This window comes from Natronotalea proteinilytica (genome assembly GCF_055379935.1).
This window is the reverse complement of record NZ_AP043947.1, coordinates 1,031,784-1,052,948: the sequence shown is the minus strand read 5'-3', so window position 1 is coordinate 1,052,948 and position 21,165 is coordinate 1,031,784. Positions and strand designations below refer to the sequence as shown.

At 56.8% G+C, this 21,165-nt stretch carries 15 protein-coding genes and 1 pseudogene; 11 read left to right on the top strand and 5 right to left on the bottom strand.

Features of this window, described 5'->3' with window-relative positions:
• Positions 1-16: 16 nt before the first annotated feature.
• Together ACZ5AL_RS04385 and ACZ5AL_RS04380 are read right to left on the bottom strand one after the other, a co-directional pair.
• On the bottom strand, positions 17-1,213 hold the full coding sequence (locus tag ACZ5AL_RS04385) for a BspA family leucine-rich repeat surface protein (protein ID WP_464512428.1): 1,197 nt from the start codon (positions 1,211-1,213) through the stop codon (positions 17-19).
• 85 nt (positions 1,214-1,298) lie between these two features.
• Positions 1,299-1,931 carry an SGNH/GDSL hydrolase family protein gene (locus tag ACZ5AL_RS04380; RefSeq protein WP_464512427.1) on the bottom strand — a complete coding sequence of 211 codons (633 nt, stop codon included), beginning with the start codon at positions 1,929-1,931 and terminating at the stop codon, positions 1,299-1,301.
• 139 nt (positions 1,932-2,070) lie between these two features.
• Here ACZ5AL_RS04380 and ACZ5AL_RS04375 point away from each other — a divergent pair, with 139 nt between their 5' ends.
• Positions 2,071-2,460, top strand: a complete 390-nt coding sequence (locus ACZ5AL_RS04375; protein WP_464512426.1) for a hypothetical protein — start codon at positions 2,071-2,073, stop codon at positions 2,458-2,460.
• A gap of 2 nt (positions 2,461-2,462) precedes the next feature.
• Here the strand turns inward: ACZ5AL_RS04375 and ACZ5AL_RS04370 are convergent, their stop codons facing one another.
• A complete protein-coding gene (locus tag ACZ5AL_RS04370; RefSeq protein WP_464512424.1) occupies positions 2,463-2,855 on the bottom strand; it encodes a hypothetical protein in 393 nt (130 codons plus the stop codon).
• Between the two features lie 49 nt (positions 2,856-2,904).
• Positions 2,905-3,405: a hypothetical protein gene (locus tag ACZ5AL_RS04365; protein ID WP_464512423.1), complete on the bottom strand. Its 501-nt coding sequence runs from the start codon at positions 3,403-3,405 to the stop codon at positions 2,905-2,907.
• 296 nt (positions 3,406-3,701) lie between these two features.
• On the opposite strand from ACZ5AL_RS04365, the gene ACZ5AL_RS04360 reads away from it, so the two are divergent.
• From ACZ5AL_RS04360 to ACZ5AL_RS04340, 5 genes and pseudogenes are all read left to right on the top strand, one after another.
• Positions 3,702-6,803, top strand: a complete 3,102-nt coding sequence (locus ACZ5AL_RS04360) for a PD-(D/E)XK nuclease family protein (protein WP_464512422.1) — start codon at positions 3,702-3,704, stop codon at positions 6,801-6,803.
• A 71-nt stretch (positions 6,804-6,874) separates the two neighbouring features.
• On the top strand, positions 6,875-10,315 hold the full coding sequence (locus ACZ5AL_RS04355; RefSeq protein ID WP_464512421.1) for a UvrD-helicase domain-containing protein: 3,441 nt from the start codon (positions 6,875-6,877) through the stop codon (positions 10,313-10,315).
• 42 nt (positions 10,316-10,357) lie between these two features.
• Positions 10,358-11,560 (top strand): helix-turn-helix transcriptional regulator, encoded by a 1,203-nt coding sequence (locus ACZ5AL_RS04350; RefSeq protein ID WP_464512419.1) that lies wholly within the window; start codon positions 10,358-10,360, stop codon positions 11,558-11,560.
• A 724-nt stretch (positions 11,561-12,284) separates the two neighbouring features.
• Positions 12,285-12,380, top strand: a pseudogene (locus ACZ5AL_RS04345) (type II toxin-antitoxin system RelE/ParE family toxin); the annotation flags it as partial.
• Between the two features lie 5 nt (positions 12,381-12,385).
• Positions 12,386-12,682 carry a HigA family addiction module antitoxin gene (locus ACZ5AL_RS04340; RefSeq protein WP_464512418.1) on the top strand — a complete coding sequence of 99 codons (297 nt, stop codon included), beginning with the start codon at positions 12,386-12,388 and terminating at the stop codon, positions 12,680-12,682.
• Here the strand turns inward: ACZ5AL_RS04340 and ACZ5AL_RS04335 are convergent.
• On the bottom strand, positions 12,610-13,140 hold the full coding sequence (locus tag ACZ5AL_RS04335; protein WP_464512417.1) for an endonuclease domain-containing protein: 531 nt from the start codon (positions 13,138-13,140) through the stop codon (positions 12,610-12,612). The genes ACZ5AL_RS04340 and ACZ5AL_RS04335 overlap by 73 nt on opposite strands.
• 571 nt (positions 13,141-13,711) lie before the next feature.
• Here ACZ5AL_RS04335 and ACZ5AL_RS04330 point away from each other — a divergent pair.
• The 5 genes from ACZ5AL_RS04330 to galT all read left to right on the top strand — a co-directional run bounded on the left by ACZ5AL_RS04330 (position 13,712) and on the right by galT (position 20,437).
• Entirely contained in the window at positions 13,712-14,254 is a 543-nt protein-coding gene (locus ACZ5AL_RS04330) for a T4SS efffector SepA family protein (protein WP_464512415.1), read from the top strand.
• Between the two features lie 184 nt (positions 14,255-14,438).
• Positions 14,439-16,703, top strand: coding sequence for an AAA family ATPase (locus tag ACZ5AL_RS04325; protein WP_464512414.1), 2,265 nt, complete (start codon positions 14,439-14,441; stop codon positions 16,701-16,703).
• Between the two features lie 99 nt (positions 16,704-16,802).
• Entirely contained in the window at positions 16,803-18,227 is a 1,425-nt protein-coding gene (locus ACZ5AL_RS04320; protein WP_464512413.1) for a hypothetical protein, read from the top strand.
• Positions 18,228-18,353: 126 nt separating this feature from the next.
• A complete protein-coding gene (locus ACZ5AL_RS04315) occupies positions 18,354-19,034 on the top strand; it encodes a hypothetical protein (RefSeq protein WP_464512412.1) in 681 nt (226 codons plus the stop codon).
• Positions 19,035-19,435: 401 nt separating this feature from the next.
• Positions 19,436-20,437: a galactose-1-phosphate uridylyltransferase gene (gene galT, locus ACZ5AL_RS04310; RefSeq protein WP_464512410.1), complete on the top strand. Its 1,002-nt coding sequence runs from the start codon at positions 19,436-19,438 to the stop codon at positions 20,435-20,437.
• Positions 20,438-21,165 lie beyond the last annotated feature (728 nt).

The window sequence follows — 21,165 nt, the reverse complement described above, 5'->3', positions numbered from 1 at the left end:
GTCCATCGATCCAAGATCACGACGTCTGCCCAAACGGGCTGGGTCCAAACGGCCAATTATCATCTTCTCCTGAATCCGACGACTCCGGCTGTTCGGGGGCGGGCGGCTCCGGCTCGGCCTCCCACCCGCTCAGGTCTTGGTCGAACGACATAGCATCAACGAACATCCGATCTACATTCACCGATTCTGGGATGGCCCAGTCGCCTATGGGCTGATTAAATGACCGGGCGCCTTTGAACATCTCCTCCATCGTGTAGAGATCCTCATAGAACGTCCAATCCCCGATGGGCTGATTGAAGGCCCGAGCGCCCTGAAACATGTGCGACACGTCATACGCGCACATCAAGTCCCACCCGGACATAGAGCCATTGAACGACCGGGCATCTGCAAGAAACCAGCTTAAATACTGTACCAGCCGCACGTTCCACCGGTCCAGATCCTGATTAAACGCTTTTGCTTTTCTAAATACCCCCTCCATGTGCTGGACTTGCGATACATCCCAGTCGTTCACTGGCTGATTGAAGGAGGAGGCCCGGTTGAACATCCCATCCATCCTGTTGACGCGCGACATATCCCACGAACCCACCGCACCATTAAACGCCTCTGCCCCCGAAAACATCGACGTCATATCGCGAACGTCGTGGGTGTCCCACGCGTCCAGGTCCTGGTTGAACGAGCGGGCATCTTTGAACATCGACTCCATGGTCCGGATGCTACTCACATCCCAGTGGTTGAGCGGTGCATTGAAGGCATACGCCTCCTGAAACATCGCTGCGGTGTCAACGGCCAACGAAAGGTCGGGCGCATCCGTCGCAGATAGCTGCATGTTGTGCGCCCCCTGAAACGCACACAGCATACTCCGCCACTTCGTGTGGCCCCACTGCTCGATCTCCAGTAGCTTATCGGCATCGGCATAATTGTCGAGACAGATCTGCTTGATGCCACCCGTGATCGCCAGGCGGTATGCCCCTGGCTCCGGCAAATCAAGGATAAACGGCCCGTCGGCCTCCTGCTGCCCGCGCTGCGCAGGGTCGTCACACCGCATCCAATGCACAGTATAGGAGCTGCCGTACACGGGGAGCGCAATCTGATCAGGGTCAGTTGAGGAATCCAGCATGTTTCTGAGGTACGGCCGCGTTTTGTGGGATTCGCGGATGTTGCGCGTGTCCCACACGGTGATGAACGGATCGGGATGGGTAAATGGGTGCGGCATAACGACTAAAAGCGTGTAGGAAGAGTCAGTGATATGGAGAAAACAGTTGGAGCGCGTGCCTGGACCGCGTGATGGGCCGTCCCGTCTATATTCCTGCCGGACCAACCGGCACGGCAAAGCCGGACGACTGACGGTGCGCCTGATAGATCGCATCGGCGATTTTTTCGCCGCCCTGCGTCGTGGGTTCAATCTGCTGGGTGTAGTCGGCGGCCTCCGTGCACACGCGCCGCAAGTCGATGACCGGGCATGCGTGATCGAGCGCAGCCTGAAGGATGACGTCGTTGTACATCCGAAGCGCCGCATTTATCACGCGCTGCGCCGACGCGTCGTGGAAGTCGCCTGTGTAGATGGTACAGATCGTTGTCGGCAGGCCTGCCCCCATCACAGCAGCAAGAGCAGCTCGGTACGCCTTTTCGAAGCGAGACACCGCTTCTGCCATGGTGGTTAGCCCCTCTTCAACACGATTGGCCGGATTGGAGAGCAGCGAGGCATCGCGGAGCGCATCGTTGCCGCCGACGCTCAGCAACAGGTGCGTCACGGAGGATGGGAGTTCGTCTACCTGCGTCGGTACCATCTCCGCAATGGCGCCGTCTAATGCCAGTAGAGTGGCGCGGTCTTCAGGAGCGAGGTGATTGTTTAGGTGATCCACGACGGACGGTCCGCCATCGGTGTATCGGGCATTGTCAAGCGTCGAATCGCCAAGGAGGGCAATATGCATAGAAGCTGTGTGGCATGCGCGAAAAGAAAAGGATGATTACGCTATACCGCTCCGCTCTTTACGGCGGACGTGCGGCGTCCGACCACATGCGGTATGCTGTTTAGAAGACTCGTAGCTTCCTCCCAACGACTTCCACACTATGCTTCTCCACAGCCCCCTGCACGCATCCCACAGACTGCTACAGCGAACGAAATCGTACGGAGACACCGGCATTGTCTTCTGGCAGCTCCGGGGTGTGCATCCGGTGCCCGAGTTCTACAAGCACTACTCCTACATATTCACGGAAGCAGCCACCGCAGAAGGCGAAGCATTCATCGCGACAGCGAACCGGCACTGCGAGTACACCATGCGCAAGCGCCACGAGGCGCTCAAGGCCGCCGGCGAGGTTGCGATTGGCCTGACCGAGCGCCTGCCCCGCCGCGGCCCCGATACGCCGTTCGACCCGGATCACCCCCGCTGGGCCGATGCCGAGTGGGCGCCGCCCCTGGACGAAGATCCTGATCCCGAGGTGCGTGGTGGATTTCGGTGAGCTCACGTAGGCATATCCTCAGGCAAATCCAGGCGCGGGGGCTCGAACCGCGTAAGCACGTCATGGATGCGGGCAAACAGGTAGTACTCCCGACGGTGCAACTGAATGTCGTCCGGCTCCTTGTGATCAATCCAGAGCTGCAAGAAGGTTTCCTGAGTGATATCCGTGGATACCGGCACATACCGGCACATCCCTGCCATTTCGTCCTCATCTCCCTCACCCCATGTCCAGTAGTAGTCATAGCGCGTGATGACATACACCACGCCCTGCAACACCACTGCATCCGTATCGAGCGTAAGCCCTGTGGCCGGATCCACGATCCAGCCGCCTTTTTCCGGGTGAGGCGATAAATGCGTCTGGTTCAGAAGAAGGGCATCGGTATTGTATTTTGTCATAGCTGATGGGAATGGGTTCCAGATAAACAACGAAATGAGACCGCTTTACTTAATCCAGCTCCTTAAACTCCTGCACTCGCTTCCCCAGATCGCCATTGTCCCACACGAGCACCTGGCTCCCGTGCCCCCCTTTCTCGGGCGAGGGCATGATCGCGAAGTGTTTGCCATCGGGGCGTTCAATAGTGACAACCACATGCAGGAGCCAGTCTGAGTCGTATATGATGCTATAGACGTCGGCTTTCACCGCCTCGCCCGGCTGCACGTCGCGATACACCCAGTCGTCGCTTTCTTGATTGATGACATCGTCATCTGCTGTCAGGAAGCCGCCCGAGTTTAGCCTAACGACCGGCAGTGTCTCATCCGACTCATTCACAAACCAGAGTATGCGCTCCGCCGGATCCGAGGAACCTGCACGCACGAAGCGGTAGCGCGGACGGCGGGTCTCGAGGTCGCGCACCTCAAGCCCCGGTGCAAATTTGCTGGTCGTAGAGGGCGGCGTCCATGAAAAGGCGTCTTGCACACGCTCGGTATTGGAACCAGTGTCAGTCATGGCGTCAGGGAGATTTGGAGTCGTAAAAACGCATGACTCTATACCGCACTTCTTCCATCTTGCGGACATCCCCCGTCCACTCCTCCATACCTACACAACTCCTCTCCTCCATACCTACACAACTCGGACCATTCGAAGATGACATACGTGTGAAGAGAAAACGCATCAACACCCCCTCCAACGGCGCATGTCGCCTTACGCCTCTACCGGACGCTGAATGTCCGCCTGCTCTGGTGTGCATCGTTGGCCTCTTGTAAGTCCTCGCGCTTTCGCTTCCACATATTGCCCTGTTCTGTATGGATTCCTCTGGTGTGTCCGCTCCGCTTCTTCGTCAACTTCAAACTCTGTTGGATACGACAGCTCCAGATCCAACCGTCGTGTTTGTGCCTCGGATGCAAGTGGGAAAAGCGCTCGAAACAGCACTGGCACGAACGCAACCCACGGCCGGACTCACCTGCACCACCGTCCGTAACTACGCTGCGCTTCTCGCCCGCTCCATGCAACGCGAAACCGATATGCGACCGCTCGAAGATCCGGCGCAATGGGCGACCGCCTCCTGCTACATGCTCTCCGAGGAGCAGCGGAAGGAGCTGACTCAGGGCGCCCCTGTTCCGCGGGTAGGCCGCATGCTGGCTCAGATGTTTGCCACACTCCGGATGCACGGCATCTCTCCCGATCTCTATCAGTCCCATATCGAAGAGAATTCCTCCCAACAGGCCAAGGCGGAAGCTTATCGCATCTACACCACCCTGCTCCATGAAAACCACCGTGCCGACGCGGCCACTACGCTTCAGCAGGCCACACGCATTGTGTCGGCTGGGCAGGTGTCGTCCTGTGCGTACACGGCGGTGGGCCTGCTTGACGTAACAGATCTTCCACTACAAGCTGAGCGCTTCGTAAAAGCGCTTGTTGATGCAAGTGCGCACCCATGCTATCGACTGGGCGCAGCCGCTCCGCATCCCGCTAACGCTTCGCCTGCATCTGCAGCCCACTCCGATCGCTACGCCACAGCTCAGCCGGTGCAGGCGTTTGTGCCAGGTCCCACCGGGCGCGCCGTGCACGATGATGTGCGTCCTGATGATGCAGAGCATCTCCGGTTTGCGCGAACCGTCGGGGCCGATGAGGAGGTGCGCACCGTGCTGCGAGATATGCAGGTTCGCGGCTATGCGCACGACACGGTCGAAATTGCCTATACCACGCCCGAGCCGTACCTCGGGCTTATCGAGCAGCAGTTTCAGCGCCACGGCATCGCGGCTACGTTGAGCTCCGGGCAGCGCCTTCGGGATACGCCCTCCGGTCGTGCACTGCGGACCTACCTCGACTGGCTGACGGGGGCGCAGGATATGGCCGGGCTCGTACACCTGCTGCGCGCTGGGCACCTCACGCTCCACCGGGCACGCCCCGACGATACGTTTCAGCACGACCAGTTCGTAGCCACCTGGCTGGCCGAGCAGACGTGTCCCGATGGCGCTGCGTCCATACTTCGTGCGGTGAAGCGCCGTGCTGAAGATCGAACGCATGACAAGGCTAATCGCTACCACGCTACATCTGAGGCGCTGCGCGCGCTGCTGCACGACGCCCCGCATCCGGACGCTGAACATCGCGTAGCGCCCGCCGATCTGGCCGATCACCTGTACCGGTTTGCCGAGACCTTTGGGCCCATGCCATCGAAGGATCTGGGAGAGGCACAGGCCATCGAGAGCGATCTGGCTCGTAAGCCCTATGAGCGTCTCCTCGCTCACCTGAAACGCATACGCGCAGACGAGCATGAAGCCACCGAGCAACCGCTCTCGCTGGCCGCCGACGCCGTACGTGCTGTAATGGACCACGAGTTCGGCGGGGCTCGTGCCCCGCGTCCCGGACGCGTACATGTGGTGCCGCTGGAGTCGGCGGGCTACACTGGGCGCGATCACCTTTACGTGGTGGGTATGGATAGCGAGGCGATGGCCGTCTCCTTGCAAGAAGATCCGCTGTTTACGGATGCCGAACGGAATCGACTGGGTCCCACGGGCGATCGCATCCCGCGCACCGCACAGCGGGTCGCTCATCGGCGGTGGATGCACGCTCAGGCCTTGAACCGCCACGCGGGCGATGCCCTTTTTGTCATGCAGCACCTCGATCCAGCCAAGAGCGAAGAGCGCTTTCCGTCAACGCTCTACCAGCGTTTGCATGCCGCAACGTATCCATACGCAAAGGAGGATTCAGAGGCAACGGAAGAGTCGCCTCCCCACTCGTATGAAACCACGCATACACTCCGCATCCCCGAGCCTGAAGACGCGCTCGACGCCCTTGACTTGCTACAATGCGATTCTGGTGGGGTTGAATCGACAGCGGCCACCGAATGGCTCAAGGGGCAGTATGCGCACATCGACGCCGGACGCGAGGCCACGCGGGCGCGCCGCTCAAAGAAGGTAACGGTTTACGACGGACTGCTCCCCGACCCGCCATACCCAGAACTCGACTTCCTGGCAGTAGAGAATGAGAGGGTCATGTCGCCTTCGCGCCTGGAAATGTTCGCCAAAACGCCCTATCTGTACTTCGTCAAGTACGTGCTGAGGGTGCGCAAACTCGACGAGCCGGTTCTCGAAGAGCGCGGCTGGCTCAACGCCCTAACCCGCGGCACCATTTTGCACGAGGCCTACGAGCAGTTCGTACAGGGACTCGGGCGGATACCAAGAGAAGGTGATGAAGCCGCGCTGCGCCAGGCCCTGGACGACGCCCTACACGCCCAATACGAAAAGCGAGGCCGTCCGCCCTCTGAGCACATCGAAGCGATCATCGAACATCAGCTCTGGGTAGATGCGCAGATTCTCATTCAGGCTGAAGTGGAGCGCGCCGCCCCTGGCATGGCGCCCACACACTTCGAGTGGAGCTTTGGGTTCGATGGCAGCGACGTGCCTCCGGCGGAGCTTTCCATCGGCGACGGCACACTGCACCTCCGTGGCTCCGCAGATCGCATCGACACAGTCAATGGCGCGCTGGAGATATGGGACTACAAAACCGGGAAATCCGAGGACTTTGATCCCCAAGACGGTCTTTCTGACGACCGATGGTCGCTGCAGTGGCTGCTGTATGCCTGGGCGGCTGAGGCGCTGCTGAACAAGACCGTGAGGCGCTCGGGCTACTACTTTGCTACCCGCCGCGAAATGGGCCGCCGTATCGAGTACGAACTAAACGCCGCTTATTCCGCCAAGGGCCGCCGCATCCTCAAGACGCTATCCGCAATGGCAAAAAGCGGCGTGTTTGTGCCCTCGAAAGGATCCATGAAGAAAGACGGGTGGAAGTACCAGTTCAACACGCTTGTGGAAGATCGCAAGGCGCATGAAAAACGCGATAAGGCAAGCGCCTTGTCCGACGACCGTCCGCATCTGCATAAGAGCATACTCAATCCTGATTGACCGGTGCGTCGGGTGACACCCTGCTCGTCGCAGCACGCTACTCCGTTTCTCATCAATGCCCAACTCCCTCTATGCCTGATTACTCTGCTGAATCCGACAGTTCCACCCGTGCCCGCATCGGTCCGTATAGCGACAACGGGCTACCCGATCTTTCCAGCTTCGCTCCAAACACGAACTTCCTGGTGCGCGCTTCGGCAGGTGCCGGGAAGACCACCGCGCTGATTGCTCGCATTGAGGCGCTCGTGCGCGAGGGCGTGTCTATCGGCGACATTGCCGCTATTACGTTCACGCGCAAAGCCGCCGGCGAAATGAAAGCGCGCCTCTTTGAGCGCTTTGAAGCGGTGCAGGAGCACGCGACTGGGGAAGAAGCCAACCGGCTACAGACCGCGCGCGATGAACTCGACCAGTGCTTTGTGGGGACCATCCACAGCTTCTGCGTACAGATCCTGCGGGCCTTTCCGCTGCGTGCAGGGCTGCCGCCCGACTTCACGATGGAGACCGACGCCTTGCCCCTCCAACGGCTGCGCGATGAAGCCTGGCAGGCTCATCTCGAATCCGCTTACGAAGAGCATCCCGAGGACTTTCAGGCGCTTCTAAACACCGGCACCGACCCTGCCGACCTGCGCCCGATGTACAACGAACTCGCGAAGTACCCGGACCTCGACGCGCACATCAGCGCAAACGCTCCCAAGCCGGACCTGACTGAGGCCGTTGAGCAGACGATTGCGTTTGTGGAGACGTGGGCGCCCTATCTCCCCGACGAAATCAAATCAAAGTATAAGTTCACTGCTGCCGTTGAGCAGGCGCGCCGCATTCTGAAGGTCAAGAAGCCAACAACAGTTCGCGAAAAAGGGGAGTTTCTGGAACTGTTCCACAAACTGAATGAAGCAAGATATGTGTTGCGCGTCCGTAGTTGGAAAGACTGGCAGGGCACGATCATGGGGCAAGCCACGACAAACGACCTGCGCGATGAGGGCGTCCCGGAGTTTGCACGTACGGTCATAAACCCTGCCGTGAAGCGCTGGCACGCCTATGTCCACCGTCTCTGCACCCAACTGGCTGTGGGCGGACGGGAGCGACTCATCGCCTTGCGCAAAGAGCACGGCGTGCTGTCATCGAGCGATGTGCTCTACCACACGCGCAATCTGCTCCGCGACCATCCCGATGTGCGTACCCAGTGGCAGACGCAGTATGACGACCGCCCGCGTCTCCTGGTCGACGAGTTTCAGGACACCGATCCGCTGCAGGCCGAAATCCTCTTCTACCTCACCGGCACGCGCCACCACGAAACCGACTGGCGCGCCACCAACCCGAAGGAAGGCTCCCTCTTCGTGGTGGGCGACGACAAGCAGTCCATCTACCGCTTCCGCCGCGCCGACATGGCGATCTTCAACGAGGTGGCCGATCTCATCGACAGCCAGCCCCATGGCGAATTAGTCCGCCTCAAACGCAACTTTCGGTCACTCCGGGCCCTCTGTGGGCGCTTCAACGAAGCGTTTGGTACCCCATTCGAAACAGACCGCGCACAGGCTTCAGACGACCTCCCTTCTGAGACCGTGCAGGCCGAGTACACGCCGTTCGTTCCGCACCGCACTGCTGATCCCCTCGGTCCAGTGCTCTACCAGTCCGCCATTGAGTACAAGAAGTACGACAGCCGGTCCAGCATCACCGGAGACGACGCATCATTTATCGCACGGTACATCCGACGGGCGCACGACTCCACCGAACCCATCATGCGCGATGAAAATGGCGAGGCACTCGTTGACGGCGTGCCCGGTGACTTCATGATCCTGACGCGCAATACCGGTCAGCTTCAAACCTACGCCGAAGCGCTCTCGGAGCAGGGCCTTCCCTACACCATCGTAGGCAGCAAAGATGCCGATGAATCGCCCGCCCTGCGCGGACTGCTTCAGCTTCTTACCTGCGTCTTCCGCACCAACGACGCGCTGGCTCACCTGGCTTACTTGCGGGGCCCCCTCGTGGGCATGAGCGATGCCGATCTCTACACGCTACGCCAAGCCGAGTACCGGTTTGGGTTGTGGTGGAAGGATGCAGAGGCTCTGTTGGATACAGACATTCCGTCCGCGCTCCGTGAGCGACTTGCCCACGCCCACACCATGCTCTCGGACGCGCAGACGCATCTCCAGACCCAACGCCCGGCAGCAGCGCTGGAGCAGATCCTGGACGACACCGGACTCTACGCCCACGCCGCCACCCGTCCGCAGCAAGCTTCGCTGCAGGCTGGGCGCACGCATCAGCTGCTACACACCGCACGCATGCTCGACGCGAAGGGCGAGTCGGCCTACGATATCTGGCAGCATCTACAGCGCATTGCCGACGGCGAGGTGGACGTTGACGGCCTCACCCTCGAAACCGGCATAGGGGCAAAACCCAACACCACTGACTCCGGTCGCGACGGCGCGGTGCGACTGCTGAATGTGCACAAAGCCAAGGGGCTGCAAGCCAACGTCGTTTTCCTCGCCGACCCGTACGGTTCAAAAGACCACGATCCCACCGCGCATGTCCGCCGCGACAAGAATGAAGTGGTGGTGCCAGTGTTTGAGAAGGGGTATTATCGAACCAGTATCGAAGCCACTCCCAAGAGATGGGATGACTTCACCGCGCGCGAGGAGGCGCTTCAAAACGCCGAAGAGCACCGCCTTCAGTACGTGGCTGCTACCCGCGCGAAGCAGATGCTTGTCGTATCCCGCTATCCACACGGCTCCGACGACAAACTCTTTTGGGATGCCGTCGATGCGTACTGCGATACGGCCGATGTACCCGAGCTTGAACTGCCTCCACCCAGCGATCCGTCCGACACACCGATGCACGGCCCGCAGGTGATTTCGGGGATCGAGGCGCGTGTGGACGAACAGCGTCAGCAGCGCGCGTCACAGGCCGCGCCATCATACACGCGTGCCAAACCATCGAATGACCACAGCACAGTAGCCCTGAGTCTGCCCGATGACGTCAATGGCCACGGCTCCCTGTTCGGAAATGCCTTGCATGACGTGCTTGAACAGATCGTGCTGCACCGCCAGTCCATTCTGCCCCTCACCGATGCCGACCTGCAAGCGGTCCTGCACGAATACATCGACGACGTGACGGAGCACCACGCATCCCACCTGCGCCGCATGGTTACGCGCTTTTTGGACAGCCGCATCTGGAGCGACGTGATTGCTGCCGACCGCGTGTACACCGAGCTTCCCGTAGGACGCCCCGTTGCCCACGAAGAAACTCCAACCGTACAGCAGGGACTCATTGATCTGCTCTACCGTCACGAAGACACCTGGCATCTGGTCGATTATAAAAGCAACCGTATCGACACAGGCAACCCAACGGGGGATGCCAAACGCCTACGCGAGTGGGTGACCTACTACGAATCGCCCTTATGTACATACGCCGCTGCCTGGACCGAAGCAACCGGTGCCCCCATCGGCACCTGCGCCCTATGGTTCGCCGATGTACCCGGCACCGCCCCCTACGAGGCCTGGCAGCCGGTAGACGTCTGATACCAAGAGGTTTAGATGTATGGAAGGTTGGACGTATGGAGGATGTCCACCCTTTGTTTTCCCTTCCTAAACGTGTTCAAAGGCCGACTGACGCAAGGCATCCGTTGCCTCCCCAAGAAGCGATCGCCCAGCAGTGCATCCGGATTCGACGTGCCGTCTGCTATCGCGGCTCCCTCTTTAACTCATGTTATCACACTCTTTTTCTACGAATCAGTCTCTTTTTGCACACTCATGCCCAAACCCAACCTGACCACCTACGACATCATTCGACGCCATCTGGCTGAGGGCCACGAGCCAACATCTGGCGATCTGGCCGAACTCACGGGTAAAACCAAACGCACCGTTCGCCGCAACATCCGCAAGATGCGCGAACAAGAAGGCATCGCGGTTCAGGAGAAACTGGACGAGCAGACCAACGAAAAGCGGTTCGCCTTTCCCGAAGAACATCATCTGGTCGACCGAGACAGCGACCTGGACCTGGATGCCGAGGAACTGCGGGCGCTTCAGATCTCCGCGATGGCAGCCAAAACCATGCTGGCACCGACACCCTTTGCGAATGCCCTAGACGAGGCCGTCCAGAAACTTACTGAACATCTAAGTGGCGTAGAGGCGATCACCTCATTCGACTTCGACCGGCAGGATGAACAGTGGCACTTTGACTCGGGACGTCGGAGCGCGTTTACCCAAGACGTATTCGACGCTATTTTAAAGGCCCTCCGCGATGACCGAAAGCTAAAGATTGATTACTACAGCGCTTCCCGCGGCGCACGCACCTCCGACCGGATTGTGGACCCGCACACCATTGCCGTTCGCAACGACTCCTGGGCGCTGCTTGCGTACTGTGAGATGCACGAGGACGACCGCACATTTGCTCTCGGTGGCATTGAATCAGCAACCCCTGTCGGGTACACCGAACACCGACCGTTCGACGCCGATGACTACTTCAAACATGCGTTTGGGATGATGCGGGATGAAGATGAGCACTATGTAACTCTGGCCGTTCATCCCGATAAGGTAGCCAGCTTCCGGCGGAAGCAGTATCATTCCGAACAGTTTGTACCTGAGGAGCCCCACGACGACGGCTGGTATCGGGTAACGTTCAAGGTCGCTGGGCTCCACGGCATTGCCTCATTTGTACGCTCCTGGGGCCCACACGTCCGCGTCGAAGACCCACCCGAGCTGCGCGAGCAGATCAAGACGGAGGCAGAGGCGATGGCCACTTTGTATAGGGAAGGGGATGCGTAGATGTAGATACGGCATCACCAACGACCCTCCAAACACGTTGCTAAGTAAGGTCACGTGCAAAGTTGGGCATTCGAATTCTCTTCTGGGCCAGCGCCTCCATTTTTTTCGGAGAAGAGAAAGGGCCTGGTGCAAGGTCAACCCGTCTGTTTGGAGTGGTTCAGGGTACAGGCTTCATGCCTCCCTGCGGTCCTCTTCGCGATATGGACCCCGTGTATGAAGCCTTCGGCCTCGAAGAAGTGGGCCGCCCGGACGAAGCCCGGAGGGACGCGCCCCAAAATTGATCCTGTTTGAGCGAGCCTGCGAGTGAGTTTGATCAATTGTAGCGGACCGGAGGGCGCAGTCAGGCCCAGTTCTTCCAGCCTTGATTTTTTTGGTTCGTTTTTGCATCAAGGCAAAAATGAACGTGCCCAGCCACGTTGGACGCGGCCCCTTGTGCTACACACCCAAAAGAATCTCTTGAGAATACACTGGATGGCCGTTTCCACCGAATGCGGGGTGATTTCTCCACTCCGAGTACCTGGTGGCAGGCTTCGGTCGAAATGACCTTATACCACAAAACGCTGCCTGAACGTACTTACTGCTGTATCACACGTGATTCATCGGGTAATATACAAGGCTTCTACGTTATCGTCATCCCGGACAAGGCGCCCCTGGCACTGCTGATCCGGGATCTTTTGTGGCCTTTCATGGGCTCAAGAAAATGAGCGCAGGCCCGTGTGCTGCACGCTGGAGCATACGCATCAATCAGCAGTGGCGCATCAGCTTTGAGTGGCATGACGGTGATGCCTACAACGTCGAAATTATTGATTATCACGACTGATACCCATGGCGCAGAAGATCCCTCCAACCCATCCTGGTGAGGTGCTCAGCGAAGAGTTTCTCAAGCCCATGAGCGTGAGTCAGAGCGCACTGGCGCGCCAGATTCGCGTAGCCCCGCGCCGCATCAACGAAATTGTAAACGCAAAACGCGGCATCAGTGTTGATACCGCGCTCCGACTGTCTGCCTTCTTTGGTAACAGCGCCGAGTTCTGGCTCGGACTCCAGTCCGACTACGACCTCGACCAGGCGCTTGATGCACACGGCGACGACATCCAACGCGACGTGCAACCGTTCGACGCCTGAGCTGTCAGACCTCTAATGACACCGTGAAGTGGCTCCCACAGTCCCTTCCTCCTCGGGGAGGAAGGGTAGGATGGAGGGGAAGCTGACGGACAAGAATCAGGATCCAGGTGTTCAGCAATCCACCCTGCAATAGCTTCAACCACGCGATCCGTATCCTGCAGGACATCTTTCGACGTGAAGCGGAGCACCGTGATACTCAGCGCTTCCAGATCGGCTTGACGCACCCGGTCGTGTTGGGCTACATCAGGGTATTCGTGCGTAAGGCCGTCTACCTCTATTGCGAGGCGCAGCGGGCGGCAATAAAAGTCGACGATGTACCGCTGAATGATGTACTGCCGCCGAAACGTAACGCCGTGTATCTGTTTCCGCCGGATCCGATGCCACAGCCGCCGTTCGCTCTTCGTCATGTTCCTACGAAGCCTGCGCGCTACCGGACGCAGGCTTTTATCTTGAGGCATCTTCCGCATCCTATTGATTTTTATAATGTTTGGGGCTCCCTAACGACGGCTTATCCTAATCCCTCCCCCTAAATCCCCCTCCTCCGAGGGGGACTTCGGAAGTGGCTCCCACAGTCCCTTCCTCCTCGGGGAGGACAGGTAGGATGGAGGGGAAACCACCTTGTCATCTACAAAAAGTAAATTAGGGCAATTACGCGCAAAGTCCAGCGCTGGTATCGGTTTGCCCGAGAAGATCTCCAGGAGGCGGAGCCGTAAATCCAAGTTGACAGTCAAAAAGCACCTCAAAAGCCCCCATTCCTTGAGTTTGCCTCGGAACGCCCGATACAAGTCATCCCGGACAAGGCGCCCCAGCGCCGCAGATCCGGGATCTTCCCGCTGTTCAGGGCGGCTCTGCCATCAAAGCGTCTCGCAACCGTCATCACTCTTTCCATCTCATTTTACCCCCGGACGCCCACTGTCCGCCCTCAAATCCATCTCAATATAAGGCAGCGGTAATCAAGCAACCAGGGTCGGCCCGCTTGCATGGGCTCCTCCCCCCTTTTTCCATTCTCCAACCAACCGCTACCCCATTATGCCTACCGTTACCCTGAAGTCCGACACGTACCACCGCCTCGAAACGCTCGTCACCTCATTCGAGGACACCCCCGAGACCGTCATTCAGCGGCTGCTGGATGCGTGCGCCCCCGGCACCATCGACGAAGCCGACACCGCCCGCGTCCTCACGCTCGATGCCGACGACCCCGACGATCTGCACCACACCAAGATCGCCCACGGTCACTTCGCCGGACACGCGATCGACGGACGCAACTGGTCGGATCTGGCGAAGCTCGCCCACCGCGTGCTGGCGGCCCGGTGCGACACGCCCGAGGCCATCGCCGACGCCTCACCCTTTAACGTGCGGGCCGGACGCTACGAGCAAGACGGCTACCGTCACCTGCCGGCCCTGGGCATCTCCATTCAGTACCAAAGCGCCATACACATGTGGGCGCACACCCACACGCTGGCGCAGCACCTGGGCGTGCCGGTGGTCGTACACTGCACCTGGCACGACAAGCCCGAAGCCGCCCACCCCGGCGCCACCGCCCGCCTCGCCTGGACGCCGCCGGTGGTGTAGAGATACGCCCACACAACCGAAGCACATCAGCCCGTTGGGAATGCGTTACAATTCCTAACGGACTGGTAATTGATTGTGAGAACACAGAACGGTACATTATGAGTTGTACCTATCGAAAAGCGGTTCCCCCCGTGCTCCAGTGCCAGCACCTTTTCTTTCCTTATCCTGACACAGACAATTTCCTATGGCTAACGAACAACAAGCAACTCCTTCTATGGCTTCTGACACTGCAACTCCTAATGAGGAAAATATAGAGGACCAAAGAGAGCGAGAGAAGAAAGAAGCTCTGCAGATTATTTTTAGTGAGCTAAAAAATGATTTCGAAACGAGGGTTCGAGAAGGAGCTTCTTTTTCCATTAAATTCGACTACGATCCTGATCTAAGCACTTCAAAAAACGGGAATTATGAGAACATTGAAGGCTGGGAGATAACTTTCAATTTTACTGAAAGTGATCTAGATAATGCAAACGAGTGTAGGATTAATTTTGAAGTTACATCTACCCCTATTGGAGATAATTCGGAACCCACCCCAGTGAGCCAAAAAGATAAGGGGTATATTGCATTCGTTGTATCAGGCAATTCTATATCTACAAATTTCTACTACAAAAAAGGTTTATTTAAGATATTAGAAATAAATGATGAGCTTGAAATACCTCAAAAAGAGCTTTCTTTAAAACCTTACAAACAAGTTAACCCTGAAATATTGGAGGTATGGTTTCCTCCTAAGTCCGGAAGTATGTCGCTTCAGTGCCCAATTAAGTTGAGTGATGAAAACGATGATTGGATAGGTGCAGAATCACGACATTGGCTTGAGATTGGCGAGAGACTTGTGGTTGAGAGTCCGACAATGAGAGTAGAGGATGGTAAGGTTGTTAGTGATTTTGATAAATGGTGGAGTGTGGTCCGATCAATAATTAGTTATTGGACCGTTGCCGCTGTGTACTCAGAAGAAGAGCGGATTGGATCATTTCTGGCAGATGTTGATGGTGTTGAAAGTAATACGGATAAGAAACAGAAATCAGAGGACTACTGGGACTTGCCTCCCAGGCGTTTATTTGAACCTGTGCGTCCGGTGAATCTGCATCCGAATGATGTGCTTTCAGGACTTAAAGGAAGGGGATTACACTTTCCTTGGCACGTTATAGAATCCGCATGTGCGGCGCTGAACGCAGGGAAAAACGTTATTTTCACTGGACCTCCCGGATGTGGTAAATCAAAACTTGCCTCTTTTCTCGCAAGAGAAGCTACCCAAGAACCCCCTTTAATGGCTACCGCATCTCCAGCCTGGACTTCCGGAGATCTGATCGGGCGTTACATGCCTGCTCGCAATGGCAAAGGATTAGTGTTTCGAGAAGGATTTCTTTTACGAGCTGTTCCACAGAACAGTAGGCCGAAATGGCTTATAATTGATGAGTTTAACCGTGCTGATATTGACAGCTGTTTTGGGGAGCTTTTCTCTTTGCTAGCCGGTGATGCCGTGGAACTTCCTTTTGAAAAGCTAATCGAAAGTGAGGAAGACCAGTCTGAAGTAGAGGAAATGCAATCTACCTCATTCGTGCGCATTGTCCCGGCATCTACAGATGATGTTGAAGAGCAAGCAGGTGATTACAGGGTGCCTCGGCGCTTCCGTTTAATTGGTACTATGAACGATGCAGATCGTTCTGGACTAAACAATCTCTCATTCGCCTTGATGCGTCGCTTTGCTTTCATTCCAGTTGAGGCACCTGATAATAAAACAATCGAAAAAAAGATAATTGAAAAGAAACTGTCTAAAACAAGTTCACAATTAAAGTTAGAACAGTTTTCTTGGCAAGTAAGAAAATCTGAGGAAAGAAGAAGTAGAGGTAAGTCTAGTCTTCTAGATATAGAACCTGAAGTAAAAGCTTTATTTGCTAGTAGCGATAGTGATTTTGGTAATTTAGTTTCTTCTCGAACTGTTGGCGTTTCTTCTATAGGGGACGTTTTACGATTTGTAGGAGAAGGTTTACGCTCTTCTGGAAAGAAGGAACGAGAAGTAGATTACAGACACCTTCAAGATGAGGATGGTATCTTATTACCTAAAAGTAGTGGTGAAACTGTTGACAGAGACAAAGTAGCCGAAATGCTTTCACTTTCTTATCTCGCTTTGGCACTTGTACTTGAGGTTTTTCCCCAACTTGAGTCACTGGAGCAGGGAGCTTACAGTGAAGAAAATAAGTTATTAAAGGCAATCAAACACATATTTACTTCGATTCATAAAGGTGGAAATGACAAATCGCGAACACTGCATATGATTCGCATTGCCAAAAACGATGATGATCAAGACAAGTACGAAGACCGAATTTTAGAATCTGATCGGACAATTGCAGAATTCCTCTTCGAGAACCTGAAAACACGGCTCCCGAATCTCGACGCGAGCCGTTTGCGCAGTGAGTTGGTCAAGGAAGATTGGCTCTCTGAAGAAGCATAGTGTATTTGCACGAGCCTCTCTCCCGACAGTTAGGTTGAGATACTGCCGGAAGAGAGGCTTGCATTCTTGAATAGCCCTTTCTCCTCCACATCGCTACACATGAGCAACTCAAACCGCGTCTCCACGGAGGCTGACCTTGACCTGTTCACGTCACAGATCGCTTGGGCGGGTCAACGGCTCCACGAGAACAGTCTCGTGGAACTGGTACGCTGGGTGTCCTTGCAGGTGCATGGACGTATTGTAGGGGACAAAGATGAACGTGAAGATTCACCGCTGGTGGATGCGCTCCTCCGCATGTTGCAAATGGAGTCGCAGCTCCAGAAAGATGCTGAACGAAAGTTGATAGCACTCATGCAGCACACCCTAAAAACATCTGTGCCCCGCTGGAAGGAAACGGATACGCCAACCCGGAATGTGGACTGGCCTCGGACCTACCAGCGGGCACTTGTACAGCCGCCTACCCGGTACCAGAACCGCGTGACCGAGCGTGTGCCTGATGCGCAACTCATGGGTGCCCTTGTCTATCAGGCGCGACAGTGGCGCGATCTACTCTCACGTGCATCACAGAGCTATCAGCAGCGCTGTGATGCCCTGAACGACGCTGTAGATGCTCTCACAGACCGCCACGCCGTACGTCTGGGCCCGCTAACCCTGCCGCTCATTCACCGACTGGAGCAGCACGGCCCAACAGCACAAGATGCAGCCCGCGCCATTCGACGTGTCTTCGCGCAGCAGCACCGGATCCCCAAGCCGGGACATATCCGCAAGCACCTGCACAGTGTCCTTGAACAGCAGGATGATCTGTACGAGGACGCGATCGATGCAAAAAACAAAGCTTTCAACGACATTCTGGAGGTGAGTGTGATGACGGCTGTTATGCGCGTCGTTGATGGAAACACGGACTGGGAGCTCTCCGAAATCAGTCTTGATGGCAACAAGTTTAAAGCTGTATATCAGCATACAGTCCATCCGATTTCGGTCACGATTGGCAAGTCGCCTCCGAGTTCGGATGCTTACGTACAGATGCGCAAATCGGCGGGTATGGCAAAGAATGTAAACCCGAGTGACAGTGAACCAGACCTCTGTCTCACGTTCACGAACACCAAATCTGACAAGTCTATTTCTGTGATGGGGGATGCAAAGCGTAATGGTAGTACGAAAGATGAAAAAGAGGGCGCAGGCTACTTTCGTGATGGGCTGCGCACGGCGACCTATTACATGTCGGCATATGCCAAAGCGATGGACGTGACCATTTCCAACACCGAAGAATGGGAGCTCAGTAATCCTGATGAGGCGTCGTTACGCGCTCCTACTGGTAAAATCCGCCCCACCGTCACGCTCTTTTGCAGGCAGGGCACCGATACGACTCTTTTCACTGATGCGGAAGATGTGCCCAGTAACGACCAATGTCCCCCCATCTTAGCCTGTGACATGGAGCAGCATTTCGGTATGAACTCGAATTCGAATTTCATGGAGCAGTGGTTTGACCACATCGCAAACCAGGCGGTGGATATCCTTAGCTGACCTCTGCTTGGTAGTCCAAGACAACAGACACCCCCTGTCCGGCGGCTCACCCCGTCCAGTACAACCACGCAGATCCCCCAAGGCATCCCGACATCTTCTTTTCCGTTAACGAATCCACAGCCGACCATGACCCAACGCGAACGCATCAGCCAGATCCTGAGCAGCCTGGAACGCACCAACGAAAACCTGCTCGATCTATCCGACGACATCTGGCTTAGCATCGACCACAACGACCCGGATGAGCTTGAAGCCGGTGTGGCTTTCAAGCAGGAGTACAATGCGGCGATGACCGAGTTTGCACAGGCCGCCGAGCGGATCCAGCAGTTGATCACCGACTACACCAGCGTGGCTGCCGACGACGAGGCCACAGACCCCGATGTGGATGCCGAAGAGCATGACCGCATCATCGAAGAGCTCGACCGCTCCCAGCGTCACACGCTCGATGAGGACTTCCGCTACAAGCGTCCGTATGGGTTCGTGTTTGAGGGACGTGCCACGAAGGACTTGCGAACCTGGCGGGCCGTGTATGAGCGCGTCATTCGGTTGCTATCTCGTCTGGAAGGCGATACCTTTGCCCAGATTGCTACAGACGAGGCGTTCGAGACCAACCGGGGCAACCGCATGTTCGCGTCGTCCGGTGAAGGCATGCGGAAAGCACGCGAGGTTGTGCCCGGACTGTGGGTCGAACTGAACCTGTCGGCCAACAACATCCGCGACCGCATTGCGCACCTCCTGGAGCACTTCGACTACGACCCGTCTACGTTCGTCGTGTACCTCCGCGAAGATCGTGATGCGGAGGGAGAATAAGGCTCTCGCAACCAGAGTAGAAAAAACGTCTCTGCATTCACCCAGAGGGCGAGAGGTGATGATGCCGACAGGGGCGGCATGAGTACCTCGGCTATGGGCCTCTACCAACATCGGACCTCTCCGTAGCCCGGGATCAGAAGTGGCGCGGATATCCCAGACGGGCATTAAACCACTGCGTTACAGGCACACGGAGAACGTCTTGACGTGCGGAGCCATGCTGAGCACGGGCCCTATCGGCGCCAGGATGATCTCCACGTCGCCTTCCTCCATCCCGTGTAAGCCTGGGGGCAGCGCGGAGGCGACCCAACGAACAAAATGCCGTTGATACGGGTGCTATTTCCTCACACGCAAAATCGATTTGCACGTTTGTTGGAGTAGACCCGAAGTAGTCAGGCTGTCGTATGGATTTATCTTCGTATCATGTTCGGCGCGACCTTCTCACGGAGCAGTGGGTGGCCTGTGCGCCCAGTCGGGGCGATCGCCCGAAGCGCACGACCCTGGATCATCCGGAAGAGCAGGAAAGTGGCCCGGTAGAGGGATGTCCGTTTTGTCCGGGCAATGAAGCGATGCTGCCGGGCATTTTGGATGAACTGACAGACGAGTCTGATAACTGGCAGGTGCGGGCTGTTCCGAATAAGTTTCCGGCGTTTCAAATGGATCAGACCCCTGCCGGACAGACTAATCATATCTACGAGGGCAAAGCCGCACGCGGTCACCAAGAGGTGATTGTGGAGACGCCCGGTCATTATTCGCATTGGCCGTATCTTTCGGTGGAGCATCTGGCGGCGGTGTTCCACATGTATCAGCGGCGGATCGAGGCGGTGTATGATGCCGCGCCCGATTTGTATCCGGTGGTGTTTCGCAACCAAGGAGGACGTGCGGGCGCCTCGCTGGCGCATCCGCATAGCCAACTCATTGCGCCTCCATTGCCGCCCCCCGAGCGTGTCGCTGAAGAGCAGCGATGCCACACTTATTTTGAGGAGCACGGTCGGCCGCTGCTTGCTCAGATGCGAAGGCAAGAAATAGAGGCCGAATCTCGCATTGTAGCCACAACCGAGCACTTTGTGGCCTTCGTGCCTTATGCTGCTCCGGCTCCCTACAGCGTATGGGTGGTCCCCCGCCGCAATGAGGCGCATGTTACGCAGTGGACCGATGCTGAGCGCCTGGATTGTGCCAGGATTGCGCGACGCGTGGCCCGGCGCTACGTGCAGTATGCCAACAATCCTGATTACAACGTGACGCTCCACACCGCACTTGATCCCACAGCGGAGGCGCCGCACGTGGTCTGGAGCCTGCGGTTTACGCCACGGGTGTCAGTGCGGGCCGGATTTGAACTGGGTACCAACATGCTCATCAATCCCTCCCTTCCCGAAATCGATGCCGAGATCTTGCGCGGTGACTAAGTAAAGACAGGCATGAAGTTGGGGTTTTGTGCGTTTCAAATCGGTATCATGTGCGCCCCGACGTTGTTAATACACGCTCTCATTCGTACGGTGCTGCGTTTCGCATAAGTGCTTAATATATGTGATTTGGCAGAATCCCTCCCCCTAAATCCCCCTCCTCTGAGGGGGACTTGATGAACGCCTTCCACGGTTCCTTCCTCCTCGGGGAGGAAGGGTAGGATGGAGGGGAAACCACCCGGCAATCCCCAAAACCATTGTTGAGGTCACTTACTGCTGTGTCACACCTGAATGTTAGAGTCCAACATTGTAGGAGGGAGCCCTGCGACTGACGCGGCGCTGTGAGCGCTAGCGAACAAGTACTCCTGGGGTGCGATCTCATGCCGTTGATTGGGCGGCTGCATCCGGTCTGATAGCATGAGATTGCGTCGCTGCGCTCGCAATGACAAGATTGTGAGTTATTCTCGGTACGTTAGAGGGTACATGTGTTACCCGAAGATTGACCTGTGACACAACACTAGAGTCTGTCCTACCTGAAAGTTTGCGGTAGACCACCCATATCCTACCCATCGAACACTCGTTGCGATGCTCCCGCGTCGCGACGGACCATTGGGCGCTCTGCGCCCGTGGCTGTCCGCTGGACTGGTTAACGGGTAATGGGGACGCTGGAAAAACCCAACCGGCGTATCGAGGAAAACCGCACATTGCAACGCGCTACAGGCTGTTGTCGC

Bases quoted from the DNA above. Each gene is read 5' to 3' on its own strand.
- ACZ5AL_RS04385 (WP_464512428.1), bottom strand. From the start codon at position 1,213: ATGCCGCACCCATTTACCCATCCCGATCCGTTCATCACCGTGTGGGAC.
- ACZ5AL_RS04380 (WP_464512427.1), bottom strand. From the start codon at position 1,931: ATGCATATTGCCCTCCTTGGCGATTCGACGCTTGACAATGCCCGATAC.
- ACZ5AL_RS04375 (WP_464512426.1), top strand. From the start codon at position 2,071: ATGCTTCTCCACAGCCCCCTGCACGCATCCCACAGACTGCTACAGCGA.
- ACZ5AL_RS04370 (WP_464512424.1), bottom strand. From the start codon at position 2,855: ATGACAAAATACAATACCGATGCCCTTCTTCTGAACCAGACGCATTTA.
- ACZ5AL_RS04365 (WP_464512423.1), bottom strand. From the start codon at position 3,405: ATGACTGACACTGGTTCCAATACCGAGCGTGTGCAAGACGCCTTTTCA.
- ACZ5AL_RS04360 (WP_464512422.1), top strand. From the start codon at position 3,702: ATGGATTCCTCTGGTGTGTCCGCTCCGCTTCTTCGTCAACTTCAAACT.
- ACZ5AL_RS04355 (WP_464512421.1), top strand. From the start codon at position 6,875: ATGCCTGATTACTCTGCTGAATCCGACAGTTCCACCCGTGCCCGCATC.
- ACZ5AL_RS04350 (WP_464512419.1), top strand. From the start codon at position 10,358: ATGTCCACCCTTTGTTTTCCCTTCCTAAACGTGTTCAAAGGCCGACTG.
- ACZ5AL_RS04340 (WP_464512418.1), top strand. From the start codon at position 12,386: ATGGCGCAGAAGATCCCTCCAACCCATCCTGGTGAGGTGCTCAGCGAA.
- ACZ5AL_RS04335 (WP_464512417.1), bottom strand. From the start codon at position 13,140: ATGCCTCAAGATAAAAGCCTGCGTCCGGTAGCGCGCAGGCTTCGTAGG.
- ACZ5AL_RS04330 (WP_464512415.1), top strand. From the start codon at position 13,712: ATGCCTACCGTTACCCTGAAGTCCGACACGTACCACCGCCTCGAAACG.
- ACZ5AL_RS04325 (WP_464512414.1), top strand. From the start codon at position 14,439: ATGGCTAACGAACAACAAGCAACTCCTTCTATGGCTTCTGACACTGCA.
- ACZ5AL_RS04320 (WP_464512413.1), top strand. From the start codon at position 16,803: ATGAGCAACTCAAACCGCGTCTCCACGGAGGCTGACCTTGACCTGTTC.
- ACZ5AL_RS04315 (WP_464512412.1), top strand. From the start codon at position 18,354: ATGACCCAACGCGAACGCATCAGCCAGATCCTGAGCAGCCTGGAACGC.
- galT (WP_464512410.1), top strand. From the start codon at position 19,436: ATGGATTTATCTTCGTATCATGTTCGGCGCGACCTTCTCACGGAGCAG.